Origin of the sequence: Kluyvera sp. EC_51 (assembly GCF_019584505.1) — a bacterium.
Taxonomy (GTDB): Bacteria; Pseudomonadota; Gammaproteobacteria; order Enterobacterales; family Enterobacteriaceae; genus Kluyvera; species Kluyvera sichuanensis.
Genome location: NZ_VDAG01000016.1, coordinates 35560 through 50826 on the forward strand (window position 1 = coordinate 35560; position 15267 = coordinate 50826).

Annotated in this window: 17 protein-coding genes; 6 read left to right on the forward strand and 11 right to left on the reverse strand. The window is 56.3% G+C overall.

What is annotated here, in order from left to right; genetic code table 11:
- Positions 1-36: 36 nt before the first annotated feature.
- The 4 genes from FHC49_RS05165 to FHC49_RS05180 all read left to right on the forward strand — a co-directional run bounded on the left by FHC49_RS05165 (position 37) and on the right by FHC49_RS05180 (position 1641).
- Positions 37-306, forward strand: a complete 270-nt coding sequence (locus FHC49_RS05165) for a hypothetical protein (RefSeq protein WP_185668835.1) — start codon at positions 37-39, stop codon at positions 304-306.
- A 9-nt stretch (positions 307-315) separates the two neighbouring features.
- Positions 316-753: a PTS sugar transporter subunit IIA gene (locus FHC49_RS05170; protein WP_185668834.1), complete on the forward strand. Its 438-nt coding sequence runs from the start codon at positions 316-318 to the stop codon at positions 751-753.
- On the forward strand, positions 750-1307 hold the full coding sequence (locus FHC49_RS05175; RefSeq protein WP_185668833.1) for an AAA family ATPase: 558 nt from the start codon (positions 750-752) through the stop codon (positions 1305-1307). Before FHC49_RS05170 ends, FHC49_RS05175 begins: the two co-directional genes overlap by 4 nt.
- 121 nt (positions 1308-1428) lie before the next feature.
- Positions 1429-1641 (forward strand): YdgH/BhsA/McbA-like domain containing protein, encoded by a 213-nt coding sequence (locus FHC49_RS05180; protein ID WP_185668832.1) that lies wholly within the window; start codon positions 1429-1431, stop codon positions 1639-1641.
- A 46-nt stretch (positions 1642-1687) separates the two neighbouring features.
- Here FHC49_RS05180 and FHC49_RS05185 read toward each other — a convergent pair whose 3' ends face one another.
- Both FHC49_RS05185 and FHC49_RS05190 read right to left on the reverse strand, forming a co-directional pair.
- Entirely contained in the window at positions 1688-2011 is a 324-nt protein-coding gene (locus FHC49_RS05185) for an AzlD domain-containing protein (protein ID WP_185668831.1), read from the reverse strand.
- Positions 2011-2661: an AzlC family ABC transporter permease gene (locus tag FHC49_RS05190; RefSeq protein WP_220439109.1), complete on the reverse strand. Its 651-nt coding sequence runs from the start codon at positions 2659-2661 to the stop codon at positions 2011-2013. The genes FHC49_RS05185 and FHC49_RS05190 overlap by 1 nt, the downstream gene beginning before the upstream one ends.
- Before the next feature lie 114 nt (positions 2662-2775).
- Here FHC49_RS05190 and FHC49_RS05195 point away from each other — a divergent pair, with 114 nt between their 5' ends.
- Positions 2776-3324, forward strand: coding sequence for a helix-turn-helix domain-containing protein (locus tag FHC49_RS05195; RefSeq protein WP_185668830.1), 549 nt, complete (start codon positions 2776-2778; stop codon positions 3322-3324).
- A 356-nt stretch (positions 3325-3680) separates the two neighbouring features.
- Positions 3681-5075: a carbohydrate porin gene (locus FHC49_RS05200; RefSeq protein WP_185668829.1), complete on the forward strand. Its 1395-nt coding sequence runs from the start codon at positions 3681-3683 to the stop codon at positions 5073-5075.
- Positions 5076-5187: 112 nt separating this feature from the next.
- Here FHC49_RS05200 and rhaM read toward each other — a convergent pair whose 3' ends face one another.
- From rhaM to rhaB, 9 genes are all read right to left on the reverse strand, one after another.
- A complete protein-coding gene (rhaM, locus tag FHC49_RS05205) occupies positions 5188-5502 on the reverse strand; it encodes an L-rhamnose mutarotase (protein WP_185668828.1) in 315 nt (104 codons plus the stop codon).
- Positions 5499-6647: a lactaldehyde reductase gene (gene fucO, locus FHC49_RS05210; RefSeq protein ID WP_185668827.1), complete on the reverse strand. Its 1149-nt coding sequence runs from the start codon at positions 6645-6647 to the stop codon at positions 5499-5501. The genes rhaM and fucO overlap by 4 nt, the downstream gene beginning before the upstream one ends.
- 70 nt (positions 6648-6717) lie before the next feature.
- The gene (locus tag FHC49_RS05215) at positions 6718-7722 is read right to left on the reverse strand and encodes an ABC transporter permease (RefSeq protein WP_220439065.1); all 1005 of its coding nucleotides are present in this window, start codon (positions 7720-7722) and stop codon (positions 6718-6720) included.
- Entirely contained in the window at positions 7719-8723 is a 1005-nt protein-coding gene (locus FHC49_RS05220; protein WP_220439066.1) for an ABC transporter permease, read from the reverse strand. Before FHC49_RS05220 ends, FHC49_RS05215 begins: the two co-directional genes overlap by 4 nt.
- Positions 8724-10235 (reverse strand): sugar ABC transporter ATP-binding protein, encoded by a 1512-nt coding sequence (locus FHC49_RS05225; protein WP_220439068.1) that lies wholly within the window; start codon positions 10233-10235, stop codon positions 8724-8726.
- Between the two features lie 86 nt (positions 10236-10321).
- On the reverse strand, positions 10322-11308 hold the full coding sequence (gene rhaS, locus FHC49_RS05230; protein ID WP_035892339.1) for a rhamnose ABC transporter substrate-binding protein: 987 nt from the start codon (positions 11306-11308) through the stop codon (positions 10322-10324).
- A gap of 89 nt (positions 11309-11397) precedes the next feature.
- A complete protein-coding gene (rhaD, locus tag FHC49_RS05235) occupies positions 11398-12228 on the reverse strand; it encodes a rhamnulose-1-phosphate aldolase (RefSeq protein ID WP_220439070.1) in 831 nt (276 codons plus the stop codon).
- A gap of 125 nt (positions 12229-12353) precedes the next feature.
- Positions 12354-13613 (reverse strand): L-rhamnose isomerase, encoded by a 1260-nt coding sequence (gene rhaA / locus FHC49_RS05240; RefSeq protein ID WP_185668822.1) that lies wholly within the window; start codon positions 13611-13613, stop codon positions 12354-12356.
- Positions 13610-15079, reverse strand: coding sequence for a rhamnulokinase (gene rhaB, locus FHC49_RS05245; RefSeq protein ID WP_220439072.1), 1470 nt, complete (start codon positions 15077-15079; stop codon positions 13610-13612). The genes rhaA and rhaB overlap by 4 nt, the downstream gene beginning before the upstream one ends.
- Between the last annotated feature and the right edge of the window lie 188 nt (positions 15080-15267).

Here is a 15267-nt window from a genome sequence, read left to right on the forward strand (position 1 = left end):
TCGTTACCCTGTTGTTCATCAGGGAGGGGATTCGCTATGTTTGAATCATTGAAAACGTTGTGGAAAAAGCAAGATAGTCCGTCGGAAGATTATGATGAACAGTCGCTTCTGCTGGCGGTGGAAATATCCCGATTAGAAGGTGAATTACAGGGTAACCCGAGTGATGGCGAGATACAGAAAGCATTAATGCTGATTTATAACCGGGCATTGTCGGTATATGCCAAAAGCAAAACGCACCGACAGGAAATTGACGCTCTGTTTATCCGTATCGATGAATTACGCAACATTATTCGCCGTAACATTTAGGGAGTGGGTATGACGATTAAAGAGCTACTCATAGAAGCCGATGCTATTCAGGTTGGTGTCACTGAGTCGGACTGGCAGAAGGTGATCCAGCTGGCCGCCACGCCGCTGATTGAAAACGGCTATATCTCGGCTGATTACGGCCAGGCCGTTATTGAAAACACCCTGAACCACGGCGCGTATTACGTGTTTGACGAAGGGGTTGCCATTCCGCATGCGCGTCCTGAGTGCGGCGTGAAGCGGAACTGTTTTAGCCTGGTGCTGTTAGAGAAACCGATTCGGTTTGCCGAAAGCGAGGCCGCGGATATCGTCATTATGTTCGGCGCGCAGGACAGTAATGCGCATATTGAAGAGGGGATCCGCGCCATTATCTCGCTGCTGGATAACGATGAGCGCATGGCCAAACTGCGGGCAGCAAACTCGAAAGAGGAGGTTGTGGCGCTGCTATGAAAAGAGACCTTACGCCAAACTGTAAAACCGTCATTCTGGTGAACGGCATACCTGCCTCTGGAAAAAGCACCATTGCCCGCCAGCTTTCGCAGACTTTTGGCTTGCCGCTGCTGACAATCGACGGAATCAAAGAGCCCTTTATGGCGCGCTTTACCGATATCGACCGCCCCTTCAACCGCCAGCTCGGCTGTGCTGCCTACGAGGCTATCTGGTCGATTGTGGGACAGTCTCCGGCGGGCTGTGTCTGGGTGATTGATGCCTGGTTTGGTTTCCAGCCTAAAGAGATGCTGCAGCGATTAGTGCAGGACGCCGGGGTTGAGCGGATTATCGAAGTCTGGAACCAGATCTCTCCTGAGGTCGCGGTGGCGCGCTATGCTCAGCGGTTAGCGCAGCGCTTGCCGGGTCATCCCGGAGAAGAGTATCTACCCGAACTGGCGCTGCTGGCCGAGCGGGCCGAACCGATGCGTCTGGGGGCTGTGTATTGCGTCGATCAGCAGGTGCAGCCCGATATTGGAGAGGTCTGCGACTGGGTCGATATGCAGTTGAAAAATTAATCAATTAATTTGAATGATGAAAACAAATCCTTCCGCTTTTCGTTGAACGATGTGAGGGCTATTATTTATCACATCAAGGCAACACGCCTTATCAAAACAACTAAGTGAAAGGGTTTACATCATGAAAAGCATCAAAACTTTTGTTGCAGTTATCGCACTCGCCGCTTCTTTCGGTACCTTCGCTGCTCAGACCGTGACCGCAACGGCCTCCACAATGGACGGTGCAGAAGCTAAAATCGCCGCTCAGGCACAGGCTGCAGGCGCATCGTCTTATAAAATTACCGAAGCGTTTACTGGTAACCGTGTGCACATGACTGCACAGCTGAATAAATAAGCGTAAGTTACTGTCGAAAGAGCGCCCCTGGGGCGCTTTTTTCGTTTCAGTTAATACCCGCCAGACGCAGCAGCGCGGTCGCCACCGCAGCGGCAATAATCACTATGATAAGCGGCGCTTTGCGCCAGGCCAGAAACACGGCAAAACCTACCCCCAGCACGCGCGCCGCACCGGAGAAATGCTCACCCTCATAGAACGTGGTCGCCAGCGCGACGGAAAAGAGCAGTACCGTGGCGGCATCGGAAAGCAGTGCCTGAGAGCGTTCCGAAAAGGCCAGACGATTGCCGAGCTTTGCGCCGCCGAGACGCATCAGATAGGTTCCCAGCGAAAGAATGACGATCCCGGCGATAAACAGCGTCATGTTACCCATTATTTTTTCCTCGCCAGCAGGCCAAACAGGGAAAGCAGAACCGGTAATCCAACCGGCGCGAACGGTACGGCGGCAAGCGACAGCGCCGCGCCGCTGCAGGCACGAATCAGCGTGGTACGGTTTTTAAAGGCCGGGATCACCAGCGCCAACAGAATGGCCGGGAAAACAGCATCCAGCCCGATGGTTTCCGGGGCTGGGAGTAATCGCCCTACTGCTGCGCCAAACAGCGCGCCGAGCGGCCAGAAAATGGCGACGCCAGCCCCGCAGAGCCAGAAGGCAGCCTTACGCTGCTCGGGTGTAGGCTGCGAGAGGCCAAAGACCACGCTCTCGTCATTCATGATATGGCAGCCAATAAAGCTGGCGGCGCTCTTGCCGACCAGGTCACGCACCGTCACGCCGAAAGGAATATGGCGGGCATTGACTAACAGACCGGCCGCTGCCGCTGCTAACGGGTTACCGCCGCTGGCGACGATGCCGATAAACATAAACTCTGACGCGCCCGCGAGGACCGAAACCGAGAGCAGCAGCGGCACCCACAGCGGAAAGCCGTACGCCATTGCCAGTGAACCATAAGAGACGCCGACCACGCCGACCGCCAGACAGACGAGGAAAATCGCCTTAATCGTGCTGCCTTTCAGGCAGGAGAACATTTTTAATGACATCTAAATTTACCATATCGAACGATATATCCATTATAATGAACGAATCAGTGTGGTAGTTCAAGATGAACATTTCGTTCGATATATAAAACGATGGAGTTGTGTATGACACAGCCAATCAGCGTGATTGCCAAAAGCCTGGTGCGTGAGCGAGCGAGGACCGGATTGTCTCTGGCCGAAATCGCACGTCGTGCCGGTATTGCCAAATCGACGCTTTCCCAGCTTGAGGCCGGGAACGGTAATCCTAGCCTGGAAACCCTATGGGCGCTCTGCGTCGCGCTGGACATCCCTTTTGCGCGCCTGCTTGAGCCACAGCCCAATAAAACCCAGGTGATCCGCCGGGGAGAGGGAACGAAGGTTATTGCCGAGCAGGCCAACTATCAGGCTACGCTGCTTGCTACCTGCCCGCCGGGGGCGCGTCGCGATATTTATCTGCTGACCACGCAGCCGGGCGCAGACCGTATTTCACATCCGCATCCACCGGGTTCTATCGAACATATTATTGTGACGCAGGGGCGAGCGCTGGTTGGCCTGACCGCCGCGCCGGAAGAGTTGAATGCCGGTGATTACATCTGCTATCCCGCCGACGAACCGCATCTTTTTAAAGCGCTAGAGCCAGATACGCTGGCGATTCTGGTCGCCGAGCAGAACTGATCGTAGAGGCGCGCAGTGATATATTAATTACTGCGCGTATTTTTATATTTATATCCCAAAACTAATATTATAATTTTATTGTTTATTTACCGTAATAATTCCTAATTATATATATTGCTCACCCTTCTCTTTTCTTTCTCTACCGTGTTACCTCGCTCACGATATTAAAATTAGAGATGTTTACCGGCTAAAATATATTAGCTAGTGTCTTTGGTGCTTGTTATGAAATGTGTCCGTACGTAACTGGCGATTTCTACCGACAAATGAATAATAAAAATACATTCATGGTCGTTATAAAACACCAAAAATCGTATTTTGATTTTTCGGGATATTCTTTATTTCAAGGAAAGCAAATAATGAAGAAATCGACGCTCTCGCTGGCAATAGGATTATTGCTGGTGGCCAATACCGGTTTTGCGAAAACAACGAACATGACGTTAGAGCAAAGGCTGGCGCAGTTAGAATCACGTCTGGAAGCAGCAGAGAATCGCGCAGCAAAAGCAGAACAGCAGGTTGAAACGCTGCGCGTTCAGCAGGCTGCTGAAATCAACGAGATTAAGGCTGCACAGGGCAATACGCCGGTGAACGGTCAGGCTTCGGCCGAAGAGACTCACATCAATGCCAATAAACCTAATCTTATTCTTTCCGGCTACGGCGATCTGAAAATTTACGGCGACGTAGAATTTAATATGGATGCGGAAAGTAAGCACGGCTTACTCGCCATGACCAACCCCAACTACGACGGCGATCCGAGCAATGAGAAATGGGACGTCAACGGACGCATTCTGCTGGGATTTGACGGTATGCGTAAGCTGAATAACGGCTACTTTGCCGGTTTCTCCGCGCAGCCGCTGGGCGATCTTTCCGGGACGGTGAATATTGATGATGCGGCGTTCTTCTTTGGTAAAGAGGATGACTGGAAAATTAAAGTGGGTCGTTTTGAAGCCTACGATATGTTCCCATTAAATCAGGATACGTTTGTTGAGCACTCGGGTAATACCGCTAACGACCTCTACGATGACGGCAGCGGCTATATCTATATGATGAAAGAAGGTCGCGGTCGTTCTGATTCCGGCGGCAGCTTCCTGATGAGCAAGCAGATAGATAACTGGTATTTCGAATTAAACACCCTGCTGGAAGACGGTACCTCGCTCTACAACGATGGCGATTACCATGGTCGTAGCCTGGAACAGCAGAAGAACGTGGCCTATCTGCGCCCGATTATCGCCTGGTCGCCAACGGATGAGTTTACGGTGTCGGCGGCGATGGAAAGCAACGTCGTCAACAATGCGTACGGCTATACCAATAAGAAAGGCGAGTTTGTCGACCAGTCTGACCGCACCGGTTACGGTATGACCATGACGTGGAACGGCCTGAAGAGCGATCCGGATAATGGCGTGGTGGTTAACCTCAATACGGCTTATCTGGATGCGAACAACGAACAAGACTTTACCGCAGCGGCGAACGTGCTGTGGAAGCGTTTCGAGCTGGGCTATATCTACGCGCATAACAAGATTGACGATTTTTCCGGTGTGGTCTGCGACAAAGACTGCTGGATCAACGATGAAGGCACCTACGATATCCACACCATTCATGCGTCCTACCAGTTTGCTAACGTGATGGATATGCAGAACTTTAATATCTATCTTGGCGCTTACTACTCCATCCTGAACAGCGATGGCGACGGTTACAACGGCGATGGTTCTGACGATCGCTACGGTGCGCGCGTTCGCTTTAAATACTTCTTCTAAAAAAATGAAGGCCTCCGTAAACGGAGGCCTTTTTCTGTAACCCGGGGAGGCTCGGTGTGAAACCCCGGCGTCGCTACGCTCGGCCGGGCTACTATGTGGATTTTGTAGGACTTTACGCCAGGTAAAACACTTCTTTCAACTCGGCGCTAACCGGGCTGTTATCCGGATTGGACGGCATCACGTCGGTCATGTGCTTCCACCAACGCTGGCAAACGTCGGTGTTTGCCACCGCGTTCCAGCGCTCTTCGGACTCAATTTCCACGGTGGCGAACAGCAGGTTACGTTCTTTATCGAGATAAATCGCGTAATGGTGCGCGCCATGTGCTTTTAGCACCGCTTCCAGCTCCGGCCAGATTGGGCTGTGGCGGCGTTGGTACTCTTCGTGTGCGTTGGCGTTCACCTGCATCACAAAGGCTTTGCGGATCATAATGCCTCCAGGTACAGCTCACGCACTTCATCGCGGCTGGCGGTACGCGGGTTGCATGGCGCGCACGGGTCGGCCAGCGCTTTATCCAGCCAGCCTTCGATATCGGCTTTGGTCACGCCGAGCTTGCTGAACCCTTCAGGAATGCCCACGCGCGCACTCAGCTTACGGATGGCGTTGATTGCCTCCATGCTCGCCACTTCGTCGCTCATGCTGCGGGTGTCCACGCCCATCGCCTGCGCCACGCGGGCAAAGCGTGCCACGGCGTTCGGGCGGTTAAAGTTTTCGATGATCGGCAGCAGGATGGCGTTGCACACGCCGTGCGGCAGGTTGTGCGTGGCCCCCGGTTGGTGCGCCAGCGCGTGTACCAGTCCCAGACCGGCGCTGTTAAACGCCATGCCTGCCAGATACTGACCAAACGCCATCTGCTCGCGGGCTTCCAGGTTATGACCATCGTCCACGGCTTTCGGCAGCCACAGGGTGATAAGACGAATGGCTTCGAGCGCGTTGGCATCGGTTAATGGGTGTGCGCCGACGGATACATAGGCTTCTACCGCATGGGTCAGCGCATCCATACCGGTGGCGGCGGTTACGGAAGCGGGAATATCGAGCATCACGCTGGCGTCGTCCACGGCGATATCCGGGATGATGTTCGAGTCGATAATCACCTCTTTGACCTGACGCGCGGTGTCGATAATGACCGCGTTGCTGGTCATCTCCGCTGCGGTACCGGCGGTGGTGTTGATCGCCACCAGATGCACGCCAGCGTTCAGTACTTTGCCCACGCCGGAGTATGCGGTGGATGGGGCCGGGTTAGCGGTCAGGATTTTAATCGCTTTCGCGGTATCAATCGGGCTGCCGCCGCCGAAGGCAATAATGTAGTCACACTGATTAGCCTGATAGGCCGCGTAGCCTTGTTGCACCAGTTCTTCCGTTGGGTTCGGGAAAACCTCGTCGAACAGGTGATAAGACATTTTATGTGCGTCCAACGCGGCGAACAGGCTATCCAGCAGGCCCATTTTCACCAGTTGGCCGTCGGTGACGATCAGCGCTTTGCCCCATTGCTTACCGGCAACCAGGTTGACCATATCCCCAATGGCGCCTGCACCGTGCAGGCTGATTTTTGGCAGTGCTAACATAAAGCTCATGGTGTTTCTCCTTAAATACCTAACTTATGAAATCCTGGGTTCCCCTCATCCAGTGGGGTGAGGGGAAAATTTAAATGCGTCGTCGCTGCATCACCCGGCGGGCGATAATCGGCAGTGAAATCACCACAATCAGCATCGCGCCGATGATGATGGACATCACGATGCCGGGGACGTTAAGCAGGCTGAGCCCGAAGGTGACCAGCCCCATCAGGAAGGCCGCAATAATCACGCCGACCATGCTGCCGGAGCCGCCAAGAATGTTGACGCCGCCGAGCACCGCCATGGTGACTACCGCCAGCTCCCAGCCCATCGCAATCGTTGGGCGAGTACTGCCGAGGCGCGAGGTCAGTAGTACCGCCGCCAGGCCAGACATCAACCCTACCAGTGCGAACAGCAGCAGGTTGTGACGCTTGACGTTAATCCCCGAATACCATGCGCCGGTGGGGTTATTACCGATGGCATAGGTACGGCGACCGAAGTTGGTTTTGTGCAGCAGGAAGGCAAATGCTGCCGCGAGCACGATAAACAGCGCGAACTCAAACGACAGCGCGCCCCATACGTAGCCCTGGCCGAACCAGGCGAAGCTCTCCGGGTATTTATTCAGTGCCTGGTCACCGAGCAGAATGTAGGTAATGCCGCGATACAGGCTCATCGTGCCGATGGTGATAACAATCGACGAGAGGTTAAAGCGCGTCACCAGCAGGCCGTTAAACAGCCCGCACAGCAGACCGACCCCTAACCCAACGCAGACCAGCAGCGGCGTATCCATTCCTGCGGCGGCGCAGAAACCCATCAGCGTCGAGCTCAGGGCAATGGTCGATGCCACCGACAGATCAATCTCCCGGGCGATAATCAGCATCGCCATCGGCAGCACGATGATCGCCTTCTCGGTGAAGTTGAAGGTGGCGTCCGACAGGTTCCAGATGTTGAGGAAGTAGGGCGAAGCCAGCGCGTTGCCGACAAACACCAGCAGCGTTACCGCCAGCAAAAAGCCTTCCCAGCACAGCAGCCGCTGGAAGAGCGACGGTGCGGCGACTTCGGTTTTAATCTCGTCCGGCATCATTATTTTGCTCATGAGCGCACCGCCTGTTTCTGTCGGGCCAGCGCGGCATCGCGCAGGATCAGCCGTCCTTTGCGTTTATTGCCGCGTTCGTTCAGCAGGACGGCAATCACAATGACCGCGCCGGAAATGGCCATCTGCCAGAACGGCGAAATGCCGATTACCGGCAGGGCGTTGTTGATGATGCCGAGGAACAGTGCGCCGCACAGGCAGCCGACGACGCGTCCGGTGCCGCCCATGGTGCTGATACCACCGATGACGCAGGCTGCGACAACCTGTAGCTCAAAGCCGTTCGCCACGTCGACGTAGGCCACGGCAAAGCGCGAGATCCACAAATAGCCGCAGAATCCGGCCAGCGCGCCAGAGAGGCAGAAGCTGACGAACTGCATTTTTCCGGCGTTGATCCCGGTGTAGTAGGCGGCGGTGGCGTTACCTCCGGCGGTGTACAGCGCGCGCCCGGTGCGGCTAAAGCGCAGGAAGTAGCCGACCAGCAGCAGCGCGGCGACGGCAAACCAGCTCAATACCGGCAGGCCCAGCAGCGAGGCGCGCGGCAGGCCGAGGAAATCGGGGCTCATCTGGTGTGAGTTAACCCAGCCGCCGTCAGAGAGCAGGAAGATAATGCCGCGGTAGATACTCATGGTGCCAAGCGTCACCACAATCGCCGGGATCCCCAGCTTCCAGACCAGCAGGCCGTTAATCATCCCCATTACCAGCCCCAGCACCGTCGCCAGCAGCAGCAGCGCCCAGACCGGCACGGCCGGATAGTGGAAGTTAAGCAGCGCCACGATCATCCCGGTGAGCGCCAGATTGGCAGCCATCGACAGGTCGATGCCTTTGGTCAGCAGCACCATCATCTGCCCCAGCGCGAGGATGATTAAGATGGCGGTATCGTTGAACATCTCCACCAGGTTGCCCGGCGAAACGAACGACGGCACGCGGCTGCCGATGGCACCGATCATCAAAATAATCACCGCCGCGAGCAGCGCTTCGCGGTGTTTAAATAAGGATTGCCACATTTATGCTGCCTCCTTCCCCGCGCCGCTGGCGGCGCTGACGATGGTCTCTGCGGTGGCTTCACCGGCCTGATATTCCGCGACCATCAGCCCTTCATGCATCACGATGATACGGTCAGCCATGCCCATCACTTCCGGTAGCTCTGACGAGACCATAATCACCGCCAGCCCCTGAGCAACCAGCTCGGACATAAACTGGTGCACCGCGGCTTTTGAGCCGATATCGATACCTTTGGTGGGCTCATCAAGAATGATCACGTCCGGGTGGGTCGCCAGCCATTTGCCGATCACCACCTTCTGCTGGTTACCGCCGGAGAGCGTCTCTACCGGCTGTCGCCAGCTAAAGGCTTTCACCTGCAGACGACGGGCGTACTCGTCGGCCAGCTGCCATTCGCGGGCGTCGTTGAGCACGCCACGTGGGTTGAGTTTGCTAAGCTGCGGCAGGCTGATGTTCTGGGCAATCGGCAGTTCAATAATTGCCCCCTGTTTCTGCCGCTCTTCCGGCACGCAGACGATCCCGGCGTTGATGGCATCGGCTGGCTGGCGAAAATGCACCGTCTTGCCGTTCAGGATAATCTCGCCGGAGGAGGGATGCGATACGCCGGAAAGCGCCTGCATTAGCTCGGTTCGCCCGGCGCCGACCAGGCCATAGAAGCCGAGGATCTCGCCTTTGCGCAGGGTGAAGTCGATATGGGCAAATTCGGTCGGATGGCAGAGGTCTTTTACCTCCAGCACCACATTGCCTTTTTCGCACGCCACTTTCGGATAGGTTTGCGTGATCGCACGGCCCACCATCATGGCGACCATTCGCTCTTCGGTTATCTCATTGATTGCGCCGGAGCCCACGTACACGCCGTCGCGCAAAATGGTGTAGTGATCCGCCAGCTCAAAAATCTCATCAAACTTGTGCGAGATAAACAGAATGGCTTTGCCTTCCAGCTTCAAGCGTTCAACGATTTGATAAAACTCCAGAATCTCGTGCTGGGAGAGGGCGGCGGTGGGTTCATCGAGGATCACCACCTGCGCCTCAAACGACAGTGCACGCGCAATGGCCACCATGTGGCGCTGGGCGATGCTGAGGGTTTTTAAAGTGGCGCGTGGGTCAATCTGCACATCGAGGCGGGTGAGTATTTCCCGCGCTTTCTGGTGCATGGCGGGCCAGTCGAGCTTTTTCAGCCAGCCTTTATAGAGGTATTGGCCGACAAAAATATTTTCGCTGACCGAGAGCTCATCGAACAGAACGGTTTCCTGATGAATCGCGGTGATCCCCACCCGGTGCGCAGAGTCCGGCGTGGGCAGGGTTATTGGAATGGCTTTGTAGAGAATCTCGCCCTCTTCGGGCTGATAGATGCCGGTCATTACTTTGACCAGTGTGGACTTGCCCGCGCCGTTTTCACCGATTAACGCGGTGACCTTGCCGGGCCAGAGATCGAGCTGCACGTTTTCAAGCGCGCGCACACCGGGGAAGACCTTGGTGATCCCCTTAAGCTGCAATAGCGGAGTCGATGCGGTCATGATAGTTCTCCGGAGCATTCCCCTCACTGCCGCCTGCTTTTCTCCCTCTCCCATTTAGGGAGAGGGGCGGGGTGAGGGTCAAAGGATTAGAAAATCTTCGAGAACTTATCAATATTGCTGGCATCGTAGACGAACGGCTCGGACATCGCGCCATTACCGTCAGCATCGAGCTTCACTTTGCCCAGTTTACCCATGCTGGCTTCGGTTTTGGTTGCCGTACCTTTTACCAGGTCATCGGCGAGGTAGGTGGCGGCATAGCCCAGGTCGATTGGGTTCCAGATGGCGAAGCTTTTGCTCGCGCCGGACTTAATGGCGCCGGCCATTTCAGACGGCAACCCCAGCCCGGTGACGTAAACCTTGCCAATTTTGCCCTGATCCTTCACCGCCTGCGCCGCCGCGACGATACCGACGGAGGAAGGGGAGACGATCACTTTCAGGTCTGGGTAAGACTTCAGCAGCCCAACCGCTTCGCGGTAGCTCTTATCCGACAGGTCGTCGCCGTAGGCCACGGTCACCAGGTTGATGGACGGATAGTTCGGCAGCACCTTTTTCATCTCGCCAATCCAGATATTCTGGTTGGTGGAGGTGGGGGTCGCGCTCAGAATGGCGACGTCGCCTTTCTCGACGTTCAGCGCTTTCAGCGCATCGGCGGCGAGCTTGACGTTGGTTTCGCCAATCAGTTGGTTGTTAGAAGGGTTCAGGTGAATCTGACGGCCACCGGCGGCAACGCCGGAATCCCATGACACGACCTTAATGCCGCGCTGCATGGCTTTTTTCAGCACCGGCACCACCGCATCGGGATCGTTGGCGGAAATAGCGATCGCATCGACACCTTGAGCGATCAACCCGTTGAGCACTTCGATCTGCGCTTCAGCGGTGGTAGTGGTAGGGCCGGTATAAATGACTTTAACATCGCCTAACTCTTTGGCCGCCTCCTGTGCGCCAACGTTCGCGGCTTCGAAGAAGCCATTGCCTAATGACTTCGCCACAAGGGCAATTTTCACTTCAGCTAAAGCGGAACCGGACAACGCCAGGGCGGCAACGGTGAGGATGAAGCTTGCTTTTATTTTCATTGCTTGTACTCCACGGTTTTGAGTTAGTTGGTTTGCAGGTAACAGAGTTTCCCCTGCGGATCGTTGCCCGCAGGGGTTATGCGATGCTCTTACTTGTACAGATTTAATGCGCTGGCCATCGGTGTCACGCCAAAGCGCTGGCCGAGGGCAATCAGTTCTTGCTGGGTGATGGTCTGCTTCATGCCGCCCATCGAGTAGACCTTCACCAGCACTTCTGCGGATTTTTCGGCGGTATCGATCAGACCAAAGGCTTCATCGAGCGTTGGGCCGCTGCCGAAGACGCCGTGGAACGGCCACAGCACCAGAGAGTGCTTCTGCATTTCGATGGCGGTCGCCTGGCCGATTTCATCGGTACCCGGCACCATCCACGGCAGAATGCCGACGCCGTCCGGGAAGACCACCAGACACTCGGTGCTGCCCTCCCACAGTTTGCGGGTAATCAGCGCGGTGTCGTTTTCCAGTACGTAGGTCAGCGCGATCAGGTTAGTCGCGTGGCAGTGCATGATGACGCGGTCTTTACCACCGGTCAGTTTGATACGTTCGCAGTGTGACAGGAAATGCGCTGGCAGTTCGGAGGTTGGTACGGCTTCGTGAGTCAGCCCCCACAAAATATGGTAGCCCGCACCGTCGCTATCGACCTTCACTACGCCGAGGTTGGCGGCGGGGTCGAGCTGGACGTTGCGGAAGAATTTACCGGAACCGGTGACGATAAACGGCGTGTTCGCCAGCATTGGCATCGGCTGGCTCAGGGCGATATAGCGCGGTTTGGCGTGGAAATCGGCGGTGAAAGGCGCGATATCCGCATCGTCCAGACGCAGCGTCAGGTTGCCGCCGTTGCGTTCGTCCCAGCCTTTTAACCAGGCATCAGAGGTGGCTTTAATCATGCCCTGGACGAACCAGGAATCGGTAATGGTCTGCATAGTCTTATTGTCCTGTTGTCTCGGTGAGGTGTTTCCCCTCACCCTAGCCCTCTCCCCGAAGGGGCGAGGGAACGGTTCGGTTCTCTCCCTCTCCCTTTCAGGGAGAGGGACGGGGTGAGGGTCAATCACCCACGTTGGTTCAGAATCTCTTTCTCGTAGCTGCGCACGCTCTCCAGCCACTGGCTGCCCGCCGGGGTATCGTTGCGCTGGCAGTACATTTCCCATACCGCCTGCCACGGCAGGCACTTCTGCTCTTCTAGCAGCGCCAGACGCGCGGTGTAGTCACCGTCAACTTCCAGCTGACGCAGCTGTTCGGTTGGTTCCAGCAGCGCGCGCAGCAGGGCTTTCTTCATGTTGCGAGTACCGATAACCCATGCTGCGATGCGGTTGATGGAGGCATCGAAGAAATCGAGGCCGATGTGCACGCGGTCAAACAGGTCGTGGCGGATGATTTCGCTCGCGATGGCCTGGGTTTCGTCGTCCAGCAGCACCACGTGGTCGCTGTCCCAACGTACCGGGCGGCTCACGTGCAGCAGCAGGCGCGGCACGTACAGCATGGCGGCGGAGATTTTGTCGGAGATAACTTCGGTTGGGTGGAAGTGACCGGCATCCAGGCACAGTGCGGTCTGGCGGCTGGTGGCGTAGCCCATATAGAACTCGTTAGAGCCGACGGTGTAGCTCTCAGCGCCGATGCCGAACAGCTTGCTTTCGACGGCATCAATGTGATGCGCCGGATCCAGTTTTTCACTGATGACTTCATCCAGCGCGGCCGCCAGACGCTGGCGCGGCGCCAAACGGTCAACGGTCACGTCTTTCATGCCGTCTGGGATCCAGATGTTCATCACCGAAGGCGTACCCAGCTGTTCGCCAAAGTAGGCGGAAACGCGGCGGCTGGCCTTGCAGTGATCAATCCAGAACTGGCGAATTTTCGGGTCGGCGTGAGACAGCGTAAAGCCGTCGGCGCTCAGCGGATGTGAGAAGCAGGACGGGTTAAAATCGAGGCCCAGCTTGTGTTTTTTCGCCCACTCAACCCAGTTTTTGAAGTGCTCAGGTTTGATCTCGTCGCGCGCCACCGGGGTGTCAGACTCCAGATAGATAGCGTGCAGGTTCAGACGTTTTGGCCCAGGGATCAGGCTCAGTGCCTGCTCCAGGTCGGCGCGCAGCTCGGTGGCGTTACGCGCTTTGCCCGGATAGTTACCGGTTGCCTGAATGCCACCCGTCAAGCTGCCTTCTGGATTTTCAAAACCCGCGACGTCATCGCCCTGCCAGCAGTGCATGGATACGGGTAAGCGGTCCAGCTGGCGTAACGCCTCTTCGACATCGATACCCACAGCGGAATAGCGCTGTTTCGCGAGTTCCCAGGCTTGTTCAAGTTGAGTGGTCATGCGCAAAGCTCCTTTGTCTGTCGTTGTTGCTGAAACTGCGCAACGTAGCGGGCAATTTCATGGTCTGAATTCGGGGTAAACGTGGTGAGGCCGTAGTTGCCGGTCACCACCTTGCGGAAATCGTCGACGTTGGTGAGTTCGTCCAGCGTCATTAATTGGATGCCGATGTTGCCGAGGGTTGAAGCTTCAATCGGCCCGGCGACCACGGTGATGCCGCAAGCATCGGCGCACAGCTGGTTCAGCATCTGGTTCTGGCAACCGCCACCAACGATGTGCAGCTGGCTGAATGGTTTACCGCGCAGCTGCGCCAGCTCGTTGAGCACGTCGGCGTACAGCAGCGCCAGGCTGTCGAAGATGCAGCGCGCCAGCTCGGCTGGGGCATGGGGAACGGGCTGCGCGGCTTCGCGGCAGGCAGCCTGAATCTCGGCGCTCATGTTTTCCGGGTTGATGAAGCGGTCATCGTTCGGGTTAATCAGGTAGCGGCAAGCCGGTAGCTTCTCCGCTCCGGCAATGAGATCTGGCAGGCTGCCGATGTTCTGCTCTTTCAGCACCCGCTGCAGCAGCCACAGGCCCATGATATTTTTCAGCACCCGGTAGCGCCCTTCCGCGCCGCCTTCGTTGGTGATGTTGGCGCGCTGCGCCTGCTCGCTGGTGTACGGCGTTTTGCTCTCAAAGCCCATCAGCGACCAGGTACCGGAAGAGAGATAAGCGGCATCGCGGTCAGCCAGCGGTGAAGCGATGACGGCGCTGGCGGTGTCGTGGCTGGCAACGGCAACCACCGGAATATCATTACCCTGCGGGCAGACCCAGTGGCCGATCACGTTGCCGGGATGCGTCGGCGTACCAAACCAGGACGACGGTGCACCGGTCCAGTTCAGCAGGTCTTCATCCCAGTTATCGCTATTGATATTGACCAACTGCGTGGTGGTGGCGTTGGTGTATTCCCAGTTCATCTTGCCGGTCAGGCGGAAGCTGAGGTAATCCGGGATCAGCAGGGCGTGAGCGGCCTGGCTCACCAGTTCTGGCTGCTGTTCAACCAGCGCGCGCAGCTGATAAAGCGTGTTGAACGGCAGGAACTGAATGCCGCTGCGACGATAGATCTCACTTTTACCCAACTGTTCCATTGCCATGGCCATGACGCCGTCGGTTCGACTATCGCGATAGGCCACCGGCAGGCCAACGCGCTGCCCGTGTTTATCCAGCAGGACGTAGTCCACGCCCCAGGTGTCGATGCCGATGCTGTCTATCAAAATGCCTTCATCGCACACCTTGTTGAGGCCGATGCGGATTTCGGCTTCCAGCGCGTCGATATCCCAGGTATCAAAACCTTCCTGCTTATGCAGGCTGTTCACGAAACGGTGGATTTCGCGCAGTGAAAGCGAACGCTGTTTGGCATCAAAGCGCGCCAGCATTACGCGTCCGCTGGAGGCGCCTAAATCGACGGCCACACAATGGCGAAAAGTCATGGCAAGAGTCCTTCTATGAGTCATTGCGAAACAGTCTAGAAAAAGCGCAATGCCACAACCTTCTCGTTACTGACAGGCGAAATTCGGCGCTGGCAAGAAAGCAAAGGTGAACGTGAGAGAGTTCACAAATTCCGCCGATGAGGGGGTGTGATGCTGACCGCATTTCCCGATCTTTCCGGCTGTTTCTT

What these genes read in the sequence shown, in the direction of transcription:
- FHC49_RS05165 (WP_185668835.1), top strand. Translation starts at nt 37, where the DNA reads ATGTTTGAATCATTGAAAACGTTGTGGAAAAAGCAAGATAGTCCGTCG.
- FHC49_RS05170 (WP_185668834.1), top strand. Translation starts at nt 316, where the DNA reads ATGACGATTAAAGAGCTACTCATAGAAGCCGATGCTATTCAGGTTGGT.
- FHC49_RS05175 (WP_185668833.1), top strand. Translation starts at nt 750, where the DNA reads ATGAAAAGAGACCTTACGCCAAACTGTAAAACCGTCATTCTGGTGAAC.
- FHC49_RS05180 (WP_185668832.1), top strand. Translation starts at nt 1,429, where the DNA reads ATGAAAAGCATCAAAACTTTTGTTGCAGTTATCGCACTCGCCGCTTCT.
- FHC49_RS05185 (WP_185668831.1), bottom strand. Translation starts at nt 2,011, where the DNA reads ATGGGTAACATGACGCTGTTTATCGCCGGGATCGTCATTCTTTCGCTG.
- FHC49_RS05190 (WP_220439109.1), bottom strand. Translation starts at nt 2,661, where the DNA reads ATGTTCTCCTGCCTGAAAGGCAGCACGATTAAGGCGATTTTCCTCGTC.
- FHC49_RS05195 (WP_185668830.1), top strand. Translation starts at nt 2,776, where the DNA reads ATGACACAGCCAATCAGCGTGATTGCCAAAAGCCTGGTGCGTGAGCGA.
- FHC49_RS05200 (WP_185668829.1), top strand. Translation starts at nt 3,681, where the DNA reads ATGAAGAAATCGACGCTCTCGCTGGCAATAGGATTATTGCTGGTGGCC.
- rhaM (WP_185668828.1), bottom strand. Translation starts at nt 5,502, where the DNA reads ATGATCCGCAAAGCCTTTGTGATGCAGGTGAACGCCAACGCACACGAA.
- fucO (WP_185668827.1), bottom strand. Translation starts at nt 6,647, where the DNA reads ATGAGCTTTATGTTAGCACTGCCAAAAATCAGCCTGCACGGTGCAGGC.
- FHC49_RS05215 (WP_220439065.1), bottom strand. Translation starts at nt 7,722, where the DNA reads ATGAGCAAAATAATGATGCCGGACGAGATTAAAACCGAAGTCGCCGCA.
- FHC49_RS05220 (WP_220439066.1), bottom strand. Translation starts at nt 8,723, where the DNA reads ATGTGGCAATCCTTATTTAAACACCGCGAAGCGCTGCTCGCGGCGGTG.
- FHC49_RS05225 (WP_220439068.1), bottom strand. Translation starts at nt 10,235, where the DNA reads ATGACCGCATCGACTCCGCTATTGCAGCTTAAGGGGATCACCAAGGTC.
- rhaS (WP_035892339.1), bottom strand. Translation starts at nt 11,308, where the DNA reads ATGAAAATAAAAGCAAGCTTCATCCTCACCGTTGCCGCCCTGGCGTTG.
- rhaD (WP_220439070.1), bottom strand. Translation starts at nt 12,228, where the DNA reads ATGCAGACCATTACCGATTCCTGGTTCGTCCAGGGCATGATTAAAGCC.
- rhaA (WP_185668822.1), bottom strand. Translation starts at nt 13,613, where the DNA reads ATGACCACTCAACTTGAACAAGCCTGGGAACTCGCGAAACAGCGCTAT.
- rhaB (WP_220439072.1), bottom strand. Translation starts at nt 15,079, where the DNA reads ATGACTTTTCGCCATTGTGTGGCCGTCGATTTAGGCGCCTCCAGCGGA.